Annotated in this window: 14 protein-coding genes and 1 other RNA gene; 4 read left to right on the top strand and 11 right to left on the bottom strand. The window is 68.0% G+C overall.

Annotated features, from left to right (window positions below; all coding sequences use genetic code 11):
• Positions 1-67 precede the first annotated feature (67 nt).
• Positions 68-718 carry an FMN-dependent NADH-azoreductase gene (locus I3K84_RS05285; protein ID WP_172206720.1) on the top strand — a complete coding sequence of 217 codons (651 nt, stop codon included), beginning with the start codon at positions 68-70 and terminating at the stop codon, positions 716-718.
• Between the two features lie 124 nt (positions 719-842).
• On the opposite strand, the gene I3K84_RS05290 is transcribed toward I3K84_RS05285, so the two are convergent.
• From I3K84_RS05290 to I3K84_RS05310, 5 genes are all read right to left on the bottom strand, one after another.
• Entirely contained in the window at positions 843-1,394 is a 552-nt protein-coding gene (locus I3K84_RS05290) for an NADPH-dependent FMN reductase (RefSeq protein ID WP_196995647.1), read from the bottom strand.
• 154 nt (positions 1,395-1,548) lie between these two features.
• Positions 1,549-2,349, bottom strand: a complete 801-nt coding sequence (locus I3K84_RS05295; protein ID WP_011805548.1) for a MetQ/NlpA family ABC transporter substrate-binding protein — start codon at positions 2,347-2,349, stop codon at positions 1,549-1,551.
• A gap of 185 nt (positions 2,350-2,534) precedes the next feature.
• A complete protein-coding gene (locus I3K84_RS05300; RefSeq protein WP_196995648.1) occupies positions 2,535-3,641 on the bottom strand; it encodes a DUF6817 domain-containing protein in 1,107 nt (368 codons plus the stop codon).
• 162 nt (positions 3,642-3,803) lie between these two features.
• Entirely contained in the window at positions 3,804-4,469 is a 666-nt protein-coding gene (locus I3K84_RS05305; protein WP_011805550.1) for a methionine ABC transporter permease, read from the bottom strand.
• 10 nt (positions 4,470-4,479) lie between these two features.
• Positions 4,480-5,526, bottom strand: a complete 1,047-nt coding sequence (locus I3K84_RS05310) for a methionine ABC transporter ATP-binding protein (protein ID WP_196995649.1) — start codon at positions 5,524-5,526, stop codon at positions 4,480-4,482.
• Positions 5,527-6,066: 540 nt separating this feature from the next.
• On the opposite strand from I3K84_RS05310, the gene I3K84_RS05315 reads away from it, so the two are divergent.
• The gene (locus I3K84_RS05315; protein ID WP_011805552.1) at positions 6,067-7,299 is read left to right on the top strand and encodes an MFS transporter; all 1,233 of its coding nucleotides are present in this window, start codon (positions 6,067-6,069) and stop codon (positions 7,297-7,299) included.
• A gap of 9 nt (positions 7,300-7,308) precedes the next feature.
• On the opposite strand, the gene I3K84_RS05320 is transcribed toward I3K84_RS05315, so the two are convergent.
• The 4 genes from I3K84_RS05320 to dnaX all read right to left on the bottom strand — a co-directional run bounded on the left by I3K84_RS05320 (position 7,309) and on the right by dnaX (position 10,931).
• On the bottom strand, positions 7,309-7,716 hold the full coding sequence (locus I3K84_RS05320; RefSeq protein ID WP_041838824.1) for an MAPEG family protein: 408 nt from the start codon (positions 7,714-7,716) through the stop codon (positions 7,309-7,311).
• 64 nt (positions 7,717-7,780) lie between these two features.
• A complete protein-coding gene (gene recR, locus I3K84_RS05325) occupies positions 7,781-8,371 on the bottom strand; it encodes a recombination mediator RecR (RefSeq protein ID WP_011805554.1) in 591 nt (196 codons plus the stop codon).
• A gap of 158 nt (positions 8,372-8,529) precedes the next feature.
• A complete protein-coding gene (locus tag I3K84_RS05330) occupies positions 8,530-8,862 on the bottom strand; it encodes a YbaB/EbfC family nucleoid-associated protein (RefSeq protein WP_011805555.1) in 333 nt (110 codons plus the stop codon).
• Positions 8,863-8,891: 29 nt separating this feature from the next.
• Positions 8,892-10,931, bottom strand: coding sequence for a DNA polymerase III subunit gamma/tau (gene dnaX, locus I3K84_RS05335; RefSeq protein ID WP_196995650.1), 2,040 nt, complete (start codon positions 10,929-10,931; stop codon positions 8,892-8,894).
• A 553-nt stretch (positions 10,932-11,484) separates the two neighbouring features.
• On the opposite strand from dnaX, the gene ffs reads away from it, so the two are divergent.
• Both ffs and I3K84_RS05345 read left to right on the top strand, forming a co-directional pair.
• An RNA gene (gene ffs, locus I3K84_RS05340) (signal recognition particle sRNA small type) lies at positions 11,485-11,581 on the top strand.
• A 273-nt stretch (positions 11,582-11,854) separates the two neighbouring features.
• Positions 11,855-12,490: a hypothetical protein gene (locus I3K84_RS05345; protein WP_231403414.1), complete on the top strand. Its 636-nt coding sequence runs from the start codon at positions 11,855-11,857 to the stop codon at positions 12,488-12,490.
• An 84-nt stretch (positions 12,491-12,574) separates the two neighbouring features.
• Here the strand turns inward: I3K84_RS05345 and I3K84_RS05350 are convergent, their stop codons facing one another.
• Positions 12,575-13,918 (bottom strand): TIGR03862 family flavoprotein, encoded by a 1,344-nt coding sequence (locus I3K84_RS05350; RefSeq protein WP_196995651.1) that lies wholly within the window; start codon positions 13,916-13,918, stop codon positions 12,575-12,577.
• A 13-nt stretch (positions 13,919-13,931) separates the two neighbouring features.
• Positions 13,932-14,627: a class I SAM-dependent methyltransferase gene (locus I3K84_RS05355; protein WP_041838822.1), complete on the bottom strand. Its 696-nt coding sequence runs from the start codon at positions 14,625-14,627 to the stop codon at positions 13,932-13,934.
• Positions 14,628-14,712 lie beyond the last annotated feature (85 nt).

Raw genomic sequence — 14,712 nt, forward strand, 5'->3', positions numbered from 1 at the left:
TTCGTTCCAAAACGACAATCTATCCATCGCCCCATTGCGGGTTTGTCCCTATCTCCAGGAGATTTCCATGCAACTGCTGCACATCGATTCCGCCATCACCGGTGACCAGTCCGTCTCGCGCCAGCTCACGGCGCAGACCGTCGAGGCCTGGAAGGCCAGCCATCCCGCCACCCAGGTGAGCTACCTGGACCTGGTGGCCGACGCGCCTGCGCACTTCACGATGGATGCGATGGCACCGCGTACCGGCCAGACCGACGGCCTGAGCGAGGCGCAGCAGCGCGAGAACGCCGTGTCCGAGCGGCTGGTGAGCCAGTTCCTGGCGGCCGACGTGGTGGTGATCGGCGCACCGTTCTACAACTTCACCATCCCCACGCAGCTCAAGGCCTGGATCGACCGTATCGCCCAGCCCGGCCGCACCTTCCAGTACACCGCCAACGGCCCCGAGGGCCTGGCCAAGGGCAAGACGGTGATCGTGGCGTCGAGCCGCGGCGGCGTGTATTCCACCAGCGAAGGCGGCCGCGCCATGGAGCACCAGGAAAGCTACCTGCAGACCGTGCTGGGCTTCTTCGGTGTGACCGACGTGCGCTTCGTGCGCGCCGAGGGCGTGGCCATGGGTGGCGATGCCAGGGCCCAGGCCCTGGCCGCCGCCGCCCAGGCGATCGAGGCCCACGTAAAGGCCCATGCCGCCAACCAGGACCGCGTCAGCCAGGCCGCCTGATCGGCCCCGGCGCCTCGCCAAACAAAACCCGCCTCCGGCCATGCCGGGGCGGGTTTTTTCCTATCAAAATAGGCTCTAACCCTTGATAGTCAAGCGCAAACAGCTATCCAATCGATAGCAATCGTCAGCCGTTGTGGCGCTTGACCCAGGCGATGTACCGGTCCATCCAGCGCTGCAAGAAGTCCTTGCTGCCCTCGCCGATGGTGCCGTCTTCGTTGAACAGGCCGTCCTTGGCATGGATGAAGGCCTCGGGCTGGCCCAGCGTGGGCATGTCCAGGCAGGCCAGCACATTGCGCAGGTGCTGCTGCGCCATCGCCGTGCCCATGGCGCCGATGGACACGCCGATCACACCCGCGGGCTTGCCCGCCCAGGCGCTCTGGCCATAGGGGCGCGATGCGTTGTCGAGGGCGTTCTTGAGCACGCCGGGGATGGAGCGGTTGTATTCCGCGGTGACGAACAGCACGCCCTGCGACCCGGCGATCTCCTTCTTGAGCCGTTGCACGGACTCGGCCTGCTGGCCGTCGTCGTCCTGGTTGTACAGCGGCAGATCGTCGATGCGAACCTGGTGGAATTCGCAGTCCGCGGGCGCCATGCGCGCGAGCGCGTGGGCCAGCTTGCGGTTGAACGAATCCTTGCGAAGGCTGCCGACGACGACGGCAATGCGGTAGTGGCTCATACGGACCCTTTCTGGCAGAAGTAGGCGCCGCGCAGCGCCATCGCGATGGCGGGCGGCCGGACCATCTTACGGGCCGCCGTGGAACACTGCTGTCAGACAAGCGGCGGTCACGGCACCGGGGCCGGGGCGGTCGAGCCCCCCCCGCCGCGCGCCATCACCAGCCTGCCAGCACCGAGCCCTTGAACTGCGTTTCGATGAAGCGGCGGATCTCCTCGCTCTGGTAGGCCTTGACCAGTTGCGCCACCCAGGGCTTGTTCTTGTCGGCCTCACGCACCACGAGCAGGTTGACGTAGGGGCCGTCCGGGCTTTCCTGCGCGATGGAATCGGTCTTGGGGTTCAGGCCGGCGGAGATGGCGAAGTTGGTGTTGATGGCCGAGGCGTCCAGGTCGTCCAGCGAGCGCGGCAGCTGCGCGGCGTCCAGCTCCACGAACTTGAGCTTCTTCGGGTTGCCCACCACGTCCAGCGGCGTGGCCTTCAGGCCTGCGCCGTCCTTGAGCTTGATGAGGCCCTGCGCCTGCAGCAGCAGCAGCACGCGGCCGCCGTTGGTGGGGTCGTTGGGAATGCCGAAGCGCGCGCCTTCCTTCAGGTCGGCCAGCTTCTTGACCTTCTTGGAATACAGGCCGATGGGGAAGTTGACGGTGTTGGCCGCCACGGCGAACTTGTAGCCACGGTCCTTGATCTGCGCATCCAGGTAGGGCTTGTGCTGGTAGCTGTTGGCGTCCAGGTCGCCGGCGGCCAGAGCCGCGTTGGGCTGCACATAGTCGCTGAACTCCACCACCTGGATCTTCAGGCCCTGCTGTTCGGCCACTTTTTTGACCTGCTCGAAGATCTGCGCGTGCGGGCCCGCCGTCACGCCGATCTTCAGCGGCTTGTCCTGCGCCAGGGCGTGGCCCGAGAGGCCGGCGGCCATAGCCAGGGCCAGGGTCGATTGGAGCAGGGAGCGCTTGGAAATCACGGGAAACCTTTCATACCGTTACAGGGAGAGCCGGCATCGTAGCCCCTGCGGCGCGCCCTCCGAACGATTACTTTTCCATATCCAAAGAACCCGCACACATGAAGAGCACCCGGGCGGCAGAGCACCTGAGGGGGTGAAAGGCCGCGCATTCTCCACCTCCCCGGGAAGGCCGCGGCGCCGCCCCGTCAGCCCTTGAGCGCCACGTTGTTGAGCTTGTCCAGCCGCGCGGGCCAGCCGCCCTCCTCGGCCGACTGCAGCAGGATGCGCGTCCAGGCGATCCAGGCGTCCCACTGCACGCGCTTGTCCCAGGCATTGCCCCAGGCGCTGAAGGCCTGCAGCGCCCCGCGTGAGGCGCACGCCGCGTCCTGCGCGCGGCCGGCCGACAGGTACAGCTGTGCCAGCACCATCTGCGGCTCGCCCACCCAGGGGTTCAGGCGCACGGCCTGCTCCAGCGTGGCCGTGGCGCCGTCCAGGTCCACCAGCGGTTGCGCCAACTGGATCACCGACCAATACAGGGCCGTGGCGGCCGCCTCGTCCTGCGCCGTCAGGCCCTGGCTGCAGTGGTCGAACACGGGCGGCAGCGGCAACTGCCCGCGCAGCCCGGGGTGCTGCAACGCCAGGCCCAGCGCCGCGATCTGGCTGACCATGCGGGCCGTGGGGCGCATGGGTCCGGGCCACAGCGACGCGGCCCAGTGCACGGCCTGTGGGCGCGAAGGATCGACGGCGGGAAAGCGCGAGTAGATGTCGTCCTGCCAGCTGAACCACTGCTCGATCGTGTCGGCCATGCTGACGATGGTGAAAGCCGCCACCTCGTAGGGTGCGAGGTGCACGGTCTGGCGCGGCGCGGGGCCGTTCTTCTCCACGACCAGCGAGCCGTCGGCCTGCAGCTCGCCGGCCAGCACCTTTTGCACGAACTGCGCGCGGCTCATGGTGCAGAACAGGTACACCAGGTGCTCGGCGCTCTCGCCCACCAGCGCCTGCAGGCGGCCGCGCTCGCTGGCCGCGTCGAACTTCACCAGGTCGACGAAGGCATTGCCGTACACGCTGTGCAGCAGCCCGAGCAGACGCACGTCCCGGGGCTGGCCCCACAGCGCCAGCGACCGGGCCACGCCCACCAGGTGATGGCGGAAGGTTCCGGCCTTGTGCCAGTCCTGCCCCACGCCGCGCGCCAGCACCATGGGCAGCACGGGAGCCAGATCGGCATCGTGGGCCAGCCATTCATCGTCCAGCAGGGACTGGGCGCGCTGGAACAGCGCGTCATCCGGTGGCGCAAAGGCGGGCAGTGCGGACATGGCGGGGTCTCCTTCGTGGTAGTGGCTTTGCCATCGAGTATCGGCCAAGCCGCCCGCACACGCAGGTCTTCTGTCAAAACAGCCCGCAGCGCCCGCTGCACAAGCGCCAAAAGCTATCAAATCAGGAGCACACACATCCCGTGTGCGCCCTCCTGTCCTGCATCAGCGGTGCGACAGGCGGCGCACGGCCCAGTCACCCAGGCTCTGGATGGCTTGCACGAAGAAGATCAGGATGACCACCACGGCCAGCATGATGTCGGGCAGGAAGCGCTGGTAGCCGTAGCGGATGCCCAGGTCGCCCAGCCCGCCGCCGCCGATGGCCCCGGCCATGGCCGAGTAGCCCGTGAGGCTCACGAAGCTGATAGTCAGGCCCGCCACGATGCCGGGCAGCGCCTCGGGCAGCAGCACCTTCCACACGATCTGGCCGGTGGTGGCGCCCATGGACTGCGCGGCCTCCACCAGGCCGTTGTCGACCTCGCGCAGCGCCGTCTCCACCAGCCGCGCCACGAACGGCGCGGCGGCGATGGTCAGCGGCACCACGGCCGCCCAGGTGCCGATGGACGATCCGGTGATGAAGCGCGTGAACGGGATGATGGCCACCAGCAGGATGATGAACGGCGTGGAGCGCACGGCATTCACGATCCAGCCCACGATCTTGTTGGCCGGGCCGTTCTCCAGCACGCCGCCCGCATCCGTGAGGCGCAGGAACACACCCAGCGGAATGCCCACCAGGCCGCCGACGATGCCGGACACGCCGACCATGATGATCGTCTCCCACAGCGAGGTGACGAACAACTCCAGCATCATTTCAGAAAAGTTCTCGAACATCGCCCGCCCCTCAGCCTGTCACTTCCACGGTGCGCACCACCACGCCGTTGGCACGCAGATAGTCGATGGCCGCGCCGATGCGCGCCATGTTGCCGCTGGCGTACACCGCCAGCGAACCGAAGGTCTGGTCCTGGATCTCGTCGATCTGGCCATGCAGGATGGACAGGTCCAGTTCCAGCTCGCGGATCAGGTGCGACAGGATCGGCTCGTAGGCATGCTCGCCCGCATACGACAGGCGCAGCAGCTGGCCGCTCGCGCCCGGCTCCAGCCGCGCGGCCAGGCTGCGCACGCGCGCCAGCACCCCGGCGGGCAGCTCCTGGGGCACGATCTCGTCGATCAGGCTCTTGGTGATGTCCTGCTGCGGGCGGGTGAACACGTCGACCACCGGGCCCATCTCCACGATGCGGCCCGCGTCGATCACGGCCACACGGTCGGCAATCTGCTTGATGACCTGCATCTGGTGCGTGATCAGCACCACCGTCACGCCCATTTCGCGGTTCACCTGGCGCAGCAGGTCCAGGATGGAACGGGTTGTCTCGGGGTCCAGCGCGCTGGTGGCCTCGTCGGACAGCAGCACCTTCGGGTTGCTGGCCAGCGCGCGCGCAATGCCCACGCGCTGCTTCTGCCCGCCCGAGATCTGCGCCGGGTAGCGGTCGGCCAGGTGCGCCAGGCCCACCAGGTCCAGCAGCGGGTCGATGCGCTTCTTGATCTCGGCCCGCGGCATGCCCGCCAGCTCCAGCGGCAGCGCGGCGTTGTCGAACACCGTGCGCGACGACAGCAGGTTGAAGTGCTGGAACACCATGCCGATCTCGCGGCGCGCGGCGCGCAGGTCGGCGTCGGACAGTTGTGTCATGTCGCGCCCCGCCACCATCACCTGTCCCGACGTGGGGCGGTTGAGCAGGTTGATGACGCGGACCAGCGAACTCTTGCCGGCGCCCGAACGGCCGATGATGCCGAACACCTCGCCCGGCGTGACATGCAGGTCGATGCCGCGCAGGGCTTCGACGGGGCCCTGCGGGCCCGGGTAGATCTGGGTGATACCCCGAAGGTCAATCATGAAATGCAATGCAAAGCGCGCGCAGGCTGCCCCCTCAGGGATGGCCAGCCGCGGCGGGTGAAGATCAGAACAGCGGGTGAATGTAATTGTTCGTTATGAAAAACCCAACGAACAAAAAGTAGGCACATAAGACGGCCCCGTTATGAGGCGTGCTTCAGCGAGCCGGGCGCTGCCCCGGTCGGGCGGCAATGCCACGCAGTAGCGGAGCACAGGGGCGATTTTAGGTGACGGGGCACATCCCCGGGCCGGCGTGCGCCTGCGCCTGGGGCAGGAACACGCGCAACTGCAGCCGTCCTGCCAGGGCGAGTGGCGAAACGGCGCCCGCCCGCCCAGCGATGCGCAAGACTCGCCTACCACCGACAGCACAGGCGTATGGCGCACCACCTATCCACGGCTGCGTGGCGCGTGGGGTCTAGCGCCGGCGGCCTCCATGGGGGCCCTCGCACACCGTACCATTCACCATTCACCGTTCCCGACACGCCCCGCTGCCGGCTCCCCGTCGCCGCCGCGCCCCACCGCGCGGGCTTTCTCCCTCCACCTATGCAAGAACGCTCCTGGTCTCCCGTTGTTTGGATTGGCTATGCCATGTGCGTCGGCGTCATGGGCACGGCGCTGGCCAGCCCGCTGTACCCGCTCTACCAGCAGGCCTGGGGGCTCAAGCCCAGCGACATCACGCATCTCTTCGTGGTGTACATGTTCGGCGCGCTCACCAGCCTGCTGTTTCTGGGGCGGCTCACGCAGCGCCACGGCTTCCTGGCCATCCTGCGCACGGGCCTCGCGCTGATGACCGCGGGCGTGGTCCTGTCAGCCCTGGCGTGGAATGTGCCCGTCTTCATGCTGGCGCGGCTCATGATCGGGCTGGCGTCGGGAATGATCACCACCTCGGCCTCCATCGGCATGGTGCAGGCCCGCCCCGGGCGTGATCCACGGCGCACGGCCGCACTGACCACCGTGGCGATGACGCTGGGTTTCGGCCTGGGGCCGCTTGTGGGCGGCTTGATGGCCCAGTGGGTGCCCCACCCGCTCGTCACTGCCTACGTGCCCACGGCGGCCATGGGCCTGCTGGCGGTGTATGCGCTGCACCAACTGCGCGGGCTGCCCACAGGGGGAACGCGGGACGACGCCCTGCCGCCCGGCACCTGGCGCGGCGTGATCGCACAGTGGATGCCGCGGCTCACGCCGCCGCCGCGCCTGCGCCGGCGCCAGTTCTGGCTGGCGAGCATGGGCGCCTTCAGTGCCTTCGGCATGTTCAGCCTGTACTCATCGCTGGCGCCCAGCTTCATGCAGGAGATCGTGCCCTGGCATGGGCCGGCCGTGAGCGGACTGTCGATCGCGATGATCCTGTTCCTGTCGTCCGCGTTCCAGTTCATGGTGCGCAACTGGCGCACCAAGCGCGTGGCCCTGGCCAGCGGCTGCGCGCTGGTGCTGTGCAACCTGCTGCTCATGGCGACCACGCTCACCGGCGCCACGCTGGTGTTTGGCGCGGCGGTGATCGCCACGGCCTTCGGCCATGGGCTGGCCAATGTGGCGGGCATGGGCGTGGTGGCCAAGCTCACCACGCCCGAAGAGCGCGGCGGCCTGCTGTCGTCCTACCTGATCGTGGGATACCTGGGCACCATCGTGCCCATCCTGGGCATGGGCTGGCTGTCGGACCATTTGGGCTTGAACCGCGGCTTGCTGGTGTTCTGCGGCGCCATGGCCCTGCTGAGCGCCGTGGTCACCGCGCTGGGCATGCGCACCGCGGAGATCCCCGTGCCGCAGCAGCACCTTTAACCGCTGGTGTCAGCGCCAGCCGATCAGCAGGATGGCGATGTTGACCAGCAGTCCCGCGCCCCACACCAGGCTGCGCGCCGTGGGCATGTCGCCCACGTACATGGTGATGTAGCACACGCGCAGCATCACGAACAGGAAGGCCAGCAGGTCCAGCATCATCTGCGGCGCACCCAGCTGGTGGGCAATGATGACCGCGCCGATGAAGAACGGCAGCGCCTCGAAACTGTTGGCCTGCGCCGCATTGGCACGGGCGCGCCAGCCGGTCTGGCGAGCCAGCCACGCACGCGGGTCGTGGTTGTCGCTGCCGCGAAAGCCCCCCCGCTTGGCCAGCAGCGCGCAAGCCATGGGCAGCAGCGCCGCAATCAGCACGCACCAGTAGGCCACGGTGAAGCGGGCCACATGCATTGTTGTGTTCATTTTTGCAGTGTTTTTGACCTCCAGCGCTTATCCAACAAGCGCTAGCAGCTATTGTTTTTGATATTCAGCGCCGATCCGCCAGCGCATGAGCGATGGTGCCCAGGTCCACGTATTCCAGCTCGCTGCCCACGGGCACGCCCCGCGCCAGGCGCGTGACGTGCACGCCGCGGCGCTTGAGCGCCTCGCCGATCGCGTGGGCCGTGGCCTCTCCCTCGGCCGTGAAGCTGGTGGCCAGGATCACCTCCTGCACCACGCCGTCGCTGGCGCGCTCCAGCAGGTTGTGCACACCGATGTCGCGCGGCCCCACCCCATCCAGCGGCGACAGCCGCCCCATGAGCACGAAGTACAGCCCCTTGAACGCCGCGGTGCGCTCCATCGCGGCCTGGTCGGCGGGCGTCTCCACCACGCACAGGCGGGTGGCGTCGCGCGCCGGGTCCAGGCAGGTCTCGCACACCGCGCCCTCGGTGAAGGTGTGGCAGCGCTCGCAATGGCGTACCTGCGTTGCCGCCTGCGCGAGCGCCTGCGACAGCACCTGCGCTCCGGCGCGGTCATGCTGCAGCAGATGAAACGCCATGCGCTGCGCCGACTTCACGCCCACACCGGGCAGGCGCCGCAGGGCCTGGATCAGTGCGTCAAGGGAGCTGGTGTCGGACATGAAGAATGGATTTCGGAGTGCAAACGCCGCCCCCAAGGGCGTAGCGAGCGCCTGCCAGGCGAGGCGGACGGAGTACAGCAACCGGAACGTACTTGCCTAGTACGTGAGGATTGCGAGCACCGCCCCACGACGCATGGCCGGCGCGCAGTAGCCTGCCCTCAGAAGGGGAATTTCATGCCGCCGGGAAGGCCTGGCATGCCGGCCGTGATCTTGGCCATCTTCTCCGCCGAGGTTTCCTCGGCCTTGCGCACCGCGGCGTTGAAAGCGGCGGCCACCAGGTCTTCCAGCATGTCCTTGTCGTCGGCCAGCAGGCTGGGGTCGATGGTCACGCGCTTGACGTCGTGCTTGCAGGTCATCAGCACCTTCACCAGGCCGGCGCCGGATTCGCCCTCGACCTCGATGTTGGCCAGGTCGTCCTGGGCCTTCTTCAGGTTGTCCTGCATGGCCTGGGCCTGCTTCATGAGGCCGGCGAGCTGTCCCTTGTTGAACATGGATGGTTTCCTTTGCGTTTCAAAAATGGTTATGCAGGCTTGATGCTGCCCGGGACGATTTTCGCCCCGAAATCACGCATCAGTTGCTGCACGTAGGGGTCGTTGTGGACGATCTCCTCGGCCACGCGCTGGCGTTCGGCCGCGGCGTGCGCGTTGCGGCGCGCGGGGCTGTCGATCACCACACCCACCTCCACGCTGATCTGGCGCGCATGGCCCGCGGCCTCCAGCGCTGCGCGCAGGCGCTCGCGCGCCGTGGGCTGGTTGAGCGACTCCCGCTCCACGCGCAGCAGCCAATGGTCCGGGTCACGCGCCACCAGTTGCGACTGCAGCGCCAGTTCGCGCACCAGGGCGGTGATGGCCTCCTGGGCAATGAGTTGCTGCACGGTGGCATGCCAGACATCGCCCTCCTCCGTGCGCACCAGCCGCGCGGGTGCCGGGGCCGCCGATGGCAAGGGCTGCAGGCGCGCGCCGGGTTCCGGCGCGGTACGCACGGGTATTGCTACCGTTTCAGGAGCTGCTTGCGCTGTATGGGCGGGCGCTGGAGGTGTTTTTTGCCTTAGATCCTCAGGGGAGCGTACGGGCAGACGCACAGGCGCTGCGGCCCGTACGGGCGCCTGGGCCGTATCGCCGGCTTCCCACGGGGGCGATTCGCGGTCGCCCGCGTCCAACGCGTCCTGCACGGCCTGGTTCACATCGTCCGGCGTGGCTTGCGCCCGCGTGGGTGCTGCCGATGCGGCGGGCCGGGCGGGCGCGGCAGTCGCGCAGTCCATCGCGGGCGCCGCGACAGGAGCCGGGTGCACCGACGCCGGCGACGGTGCGGGAGCCCGGTCCGCGGCGGCCGGCACAGCCTGCGGTGCCTGGACTACCGGCGTATCGGCCGGCGCATGGGCCGACGGCGCTGCGGCTTCAGGCCGCGTCAGAGTTTTTTTTTCAGCCGAGGCAGCCGCGCCGCCTTCCGAAGCCGCCGGCTTGAACGCCAACAGGCGCAGCAGCACCATGGTCAGCGCGGCATATTCGTCGGGCGCCAGACCCAGATCGGCGCGGCCGTGCAGACAGATGCTGTACAGCAGCTGCGTCTCGTCGGCCGGCAGGGCGGCAGACAGGCGCGCAACCTCTGCCGCCTCAGGGTCGCTGGCGTCCGCGGCCGCAGCCATCTGCGGAACGGCCTGCAGCACGGCCATGCGCTGCAGCACGGCGCTCATGTCCTCCAGCGTGGAGGCGGCGGACAGGCCGTTGATGCGCAGGGTGTCCGCCGTCTCGACCACCGTGCGGCCATCGCCCTGCGCCAGCGCGTCGATCAGACGGAACACATGGCTGCGGTCCACGCTGCCCAGCATCTGGCGCACAGCGGCTTCCTGCAATTGGCCGCTGCCGAAGGCAATCGCCTGGTCGGTCAGGCTGAGCGCGTCGCGCATGGAACCGCGCGCGGCGCGGGCCAGCAGCCGCAGGGCCTGCGGCTCGGCGGGCACGTTCTCGGCGGCCAGCACGCGGGTGAGGTGCTCCAGCACCGTCTCGGGCGCCATGGGCCGCAGGTTGAACTGCAGGCAGCGCGAGAGCACCGTGACCGGCACCTTCTGTGGATCGGTGGTGGCCAGCACGAACTTGAGGTATTCCGGCGGCTCCTCCAGCGTCTTGAGCATGGCGTTGAACGCCGTGTTCGTGAGCATGTGCACTTCGTCGATCATGAAGACCTTGAAGCGCCCCTGCACCGGCTTGTAGACGGCCTGCTCCAGCAGCCCCTGCACCTCGTCCACGCCGCGGTTGGAGGCGGCATCCAGCTCGGTGTAGTCAGGAAACCGGCCGCTGTCGATGTCGGTACAGGCCGGGCACACGCCGCAGGGCGTGGCAGTGATGCCGCCTTGGCCGTCCGGACCCTGGCAATTGAGCGACTTGGCCAGGATGCGCGAGACCGTGGTTTTGCCCACGCCGCGCGTGCCGGTGAACAGGTAGGCGTGGTGCAGCCGCTGCTGCGTGAGCGCGTTGGAGAGCGCCTGCACCACGTGCTCCTGCCCCACCATCTCAGAGAAGGTCTTGGGACGGTATTTGCGGGCGAGCACAAGATAGGACATGGGGCGTGATTCTATGTGCGGGCCAGACACGCAGCGCGCCAAGGCTTCTAGCTGGCCCGGGCCTACGCAGGCCACCGCGCCGACCGAGGGTGATCTGCTCTCTGCCAGGATTCACACTCCCCGGGAACGACTGCAAACTGCCAGTCGCACCGTACCGCCATGTTGCCCGCCCTGCTTCCAGCCCTTGCGGCCCGCAGGCGGCTATCGCGACAAGGGTTGCTGACCCGGTCGGCTGCGGTGCGTCTCGCCTGCTGGCTACTGTGTCTGTGCCTGCAGCCGCCGACGCAGGCCCAGGATGGTTCTAAAGACACCTCCGCCGACGATCCACGCAGCAGCAGGCACTACCTGCGGACCTGGATCTGCGTGCGCGGGACTACCCCGAGCCAGACGGTTACTCGCTGCCCAGCACGCCCGAGTTTGGCGCCATCGGCGTGCAGCTGCAGGGCGACTCACGTTTGCTGCTGCGCGTCCGGCGCGGTGGCCCCATACTGTACTACCGGGCAAAGTTCTGACAGGCCACGGGCAGAGCGTGGTTCGTCGTACAATCACGGGCGACGGGCCTCCCCGCATGGTGAAGCGGCCAACCGGGTCAGGTGGGGAACCAAGCAGCCCTAACTGTGGAGCCAGTGCCGGGGGTAAGGCTCGTCACCTTCTTCTTTTCTTTCCCCTTCTTTTTTGCGTCGCCTGAGCGCTTTGCGTTTCATCGGGCGGTTGCGGCGTTGCCTGCACATGAACGGCATGCGTCAGCTCCGTCCTACAGCGACACAAGCACGGCGATCGCGACAAGCATGTGCCCGCGGTCCATACTGCGCACCAGGAGTTCTCGCCACCGATCCACTTTCTTGCTGTCCCGTGCCGCCATGCTGTCTGCCATGTCCGCGCTGCTTGCAAGTCATCTGCTCCGGCCGCTGCCACGGCCGGCCATGGATTGGAGCATTGTGTGCCTGCTGTGCCTGTGCGCGGCATTTCCCGCCCGGGGCGATGAGAGCCTGGCAGACGGTGCTGCGGCCGCATTGCGAGAGGCTCAGGATGAGCCTTCATCCGCCGCCTTCACACAGAACACCGCCACCTACCCCGACCTGAACGGCAGCGATCTTCCGCGCGCAGCATTCGGCAACAGCGTTCAGTACACGGACATCACCCGTTGGCTTACGCCGCTGCAAGCCTCTCGCCTGGGGCTGACGCTGGGCGTGGTGGTTCCGTCGGACGGCGCGGCCCGCGCAGGAGCCGTCAGCCCGGCCTACCCGTCAGGCACCCCGCTGGCTTACGACCTGGGTCTGCGCTGGCGATCACAGTTGCAGCCGCGCGTACGGCTGGACCTGCAGGCCTGGGCCCGCACCCACCCGCACACGGGCCTGCACGACGCCATGGGCATGATCTGGGGTCGCGACCAGGGCAGCAACTTTGGCACCCGTCTGGAGGTGCAATGGTCCGCATCGCGCACGCGCGGTCTGGTCCCCGAGCTGGGCGCCATCGGCGTGCAGTTGCAAGGCGATGCGCGGCTGGTGCTGCGCGCCCGCCGCGGCGGGCCCATGGTGTATTACCGCGCGAAGTTTTGACCGCGCGCTCAGCAACGCTCTGGGTTGACGCCGACCTTCTTGCAATGACCGCAGAGCATGCCCTAAAGCGGCGCCCCTGCTGTACTACGCCTGCGTTGCCAGCCAGTGCGCGGCACCCGCCCCTGCCGCACGCCCGGTGGCATAGCACGCAGTCAACAGATAACCCCCGGTGGGCGCCTCCCAGTCCAGCATCTCGCCCGCGCAGAAAACCCCGGGCATGGTGCGCAGCATGAGGCGCGTATCCAGCGCTTCGAAGGCCACGCCGCCGGCCGTGCTGATGGCCTCATCCAATGGGCGTGCTGCCACCACGGTGATGGGCAAGGCCTTGATGGCATGGGCCAGCGCCACCGGGTCGGACATACCGTCCTTGCCCAGTTGTTCGTAGAGGACGGCGGTTTTGATGCCGTCCAGGCCCAGCCGGCTCTTGAGGTGGGTGGAAAGGCTGCGCGAGCCGCGCGGGTGGCGCACCTCGGCCAGCACGCGCTCGGGCGTGTGGTCGGGCAGCAAGTCCAGGTGGAAGGTGGCGTGACCGTGTGCCACGATCTCGTCGCGCAGCAGGCTGGAGACCGCATAGACCAGGCTGCCTTCCACGCCCGTGGCCGTGGCCACGAATTCCCCGCGCCGCTCAAAGCGCCGGCCCTGGCTGTCGGTGAAGGACAGCACCACCGACTTGAAGGGCTGGCCCGCGAAGCGCTCGACGAAATGCGGCGTCCAGCCGACGGCGGGCGCGCCTCGGCCGATGAGCTCCAGAAAGAACTCTCGCCGCGTCTCGCCCACGGGCGCATCCACGCGCGGTACGTCGAAACCGCAGTTGGACGGCGCCAGCGGCGCTACAGGCACGCCGCGCTGCGCCAGCAGCGGCGCCCAGGTACCGTCCGAGCCCAGGCGGCCCCAGCTGCCGCCGCCCAGGGCCAGCACGACGGCGCGCGCCCTTACCCGCACCTCTCCCGCCGGCGCGGCAAAGCGCAGCACAGGCGGCGTGATGCCATTCAATGCGTCGGCCCAGCCCATCCAGCGATGGCGCATGTGCAGCTGCACCCCCTGCCCGCGCAAGCGCTGCAGCCAGGCACGCAGAAGCGGCGCGGCTTTCATGTCCTTGGGGAACACCCGGCCCGACGTACCGACGAAGGTCTGCGTGCCCAAGGCATCAGCCCACGCGCGCAAGTCCTCGGGGCCAAAGTCTCGCAGCCAGGGCGTCAGCGCCTGCTGGCGATCGCCATAGCGCGCCATGAAGGCCGCCAGCGGTTCGGAATGCGTGAGGTTCAGCCCGCCCCTGCCCGCCAGCAAGAACTTGCGTCCCACCGAAGGCATGGCGTCGAACACATCCACGCTCAGGCCCGCCGCTGCGGCGGTCTCGGCGGCCATCAGGCCAGCCGGGCCTGCGCCTATCACGGCGATCTCGCAGGATCGCAGATCCGTATCCATCATGGTGTTGCTTTCATCAACCCACACGCCGCAGCAGGCGCACGTGCATGGGCCGCACGAAGTGCGCTCCCTCCATCGTGCAATGCGGCGCGAAGGCCGCCGCCACGCGCTCGCGCAGGGGCGCGTCGATGCGGTGGTCGGCAAAGGTGGGGTTCATCATCCGCCGCTCAAACTGAGCGAAGTCCTCGAAATGCACAGGCATGTCGAATCGCCGTTGCGCCACCTGCTCCCAGGTGCTGCGGACGGCCAGGGCGCGGTCCAGCGCCGCCTGCGCAGCGGCGCGCACGATGCCTTCGTCGTTGTACAGGCGCACGATCTCGTTGAGCGCGCCTTCGTAGACCGGCTCCGAAACGTACAGATGCCCGCCGGGACGCAGCACGCGCGCCACTTCGGTCAGCGCCTGGTCCATCGCATCCAGCGGCACGTGGTGCAGGGACTTGAGCATCAGCGCCAGGTCGAACTGCGCGTCATCGCATGCAATGGCCTGCGCACCACCCACGGCAAAGCGCATGCGCGGCGGCGTGTCCTGCAGGTTGATTGCGTGCTGCCGGAGGTCCACTTCCAGCCCCAGATACCGCATGTCCGGCCAACGCTGCAGCATCTGCCGCGCCATGCGCGCTCCGCCGCATCCGAGTTCGATGACGCGCGTGCCGGGGGTTGGCAGCAACTCGACCAGGACATCCAGTTCATCAGGGACGAGGGTGTGGTTCATGGGTCATCGATCAATCGGCAGAATCAACCGATGGTACCTACCCCTGCGCACGACGCGGGGTATTCCTGTACGCCGGCCACAGGCC

It is taken from the genome of Diaphorobacter sp. JS3051 (assembly GCF_015832135.1).
Lineage (GTDB): Bacteria > Pseudomonadota > Gammaproteobacteria > Burkholderiales > Burkholderiaceae_C > Diaphorobacter > Diaphorobacter nitroreducens.

Bases quoted from the DNA above. Each gene is read 5' to 3' on its own strand.
- I3K84_RS05285 (WP_172206720.1), top strand. From the start codon at position 68: ATGCAACTGCTGCACATCGATTCCGCCATCACCGGTGACCAGTCCGTC.
- I3K84_RS05290 (WP_196995647.1), bottom strand. From the start codon at position 1,394: ATGAGCCACTACCGCATTGCCGTCGTCGTCGGCAGCCTTCGCAAGGAT.
- I3K84_RS05300 (WP_196995648.1), bottom strand. From the start codon at position 3,641: ATGTCCGCACTGCCCGCCTTTGCGCCACCGGATGACGCGCTGTTCCAG.
- I3K84_RS05305 (WP_011805550.1), bottom strand. From the start codon at position 4,469: ATGTTCGAGAACTTTTCTGAAATGATGCTGGAGTTGTTCGTCACCTCG.
- I3K84_RS05310 (WP_196995649.1), bottom strand. From the start codon at position 5,526: ATGATTGACCTTCGGGGTATCACCCAGATCTACCCGGGCCCGCAGGGC.
- I3K84_RS05315 (WP_011805552.1), top strand. From the start codon at position 6,067: ATGCAAGAACGCTCCTGGTCTCCCGTTGTTTGGATTGGCTATGCCATG.
- I3K84_RS05320 (WP_041838824.1), bottom strand. From the start codon at position 7,716: ATGAACACAACAATGCATGTGGCCCGCTTCACCGTGGCCTACTGGTGC.
- recR (WP_011805554.1), bottom strand. From the start codon at position 8,371: ATGTCCGACACCAGCTCCCTTGACGCACTGATCCAGGCCCTGCGGCGC.
- I3K84_RS05330 (WP_011805555.1), bottom strand. From the start codon at position 8,862: ATGTTCAACAAGGGACAGCTCGCCGGCCTCATGAAGCAGGCCCAGGCC.
- dnaX (WP_196995650.1), bottom strand. From the start codon at position 10,931: ATGTCCTATCTTGTGCTCGCCCGCAAATACCGTCCCAAGACCTTCTCT.
- I3K84_RS05345 (WP_231403414.1), top strand. From the start codon at position 11,855: ATGGATTGGAGCATTGTGTGCCTGCTGTGCCTGTGCGCGGCATTTCCC.
- I3K84_RS05350 (WP_196995651.1), bottom strand. From the start codon at position 13,918: ATGATGGATACGGATCTGCGATCCTGCGAGATCGCCGTGATAGGCGCA.
- I3K84_RS05355 (WP_041838822.1), bottom strand. From the start codon at position 14,627: ATGAACCACACCCTCGTCCCTGATGAACTGGATGTCCTGGTCGAGTTG.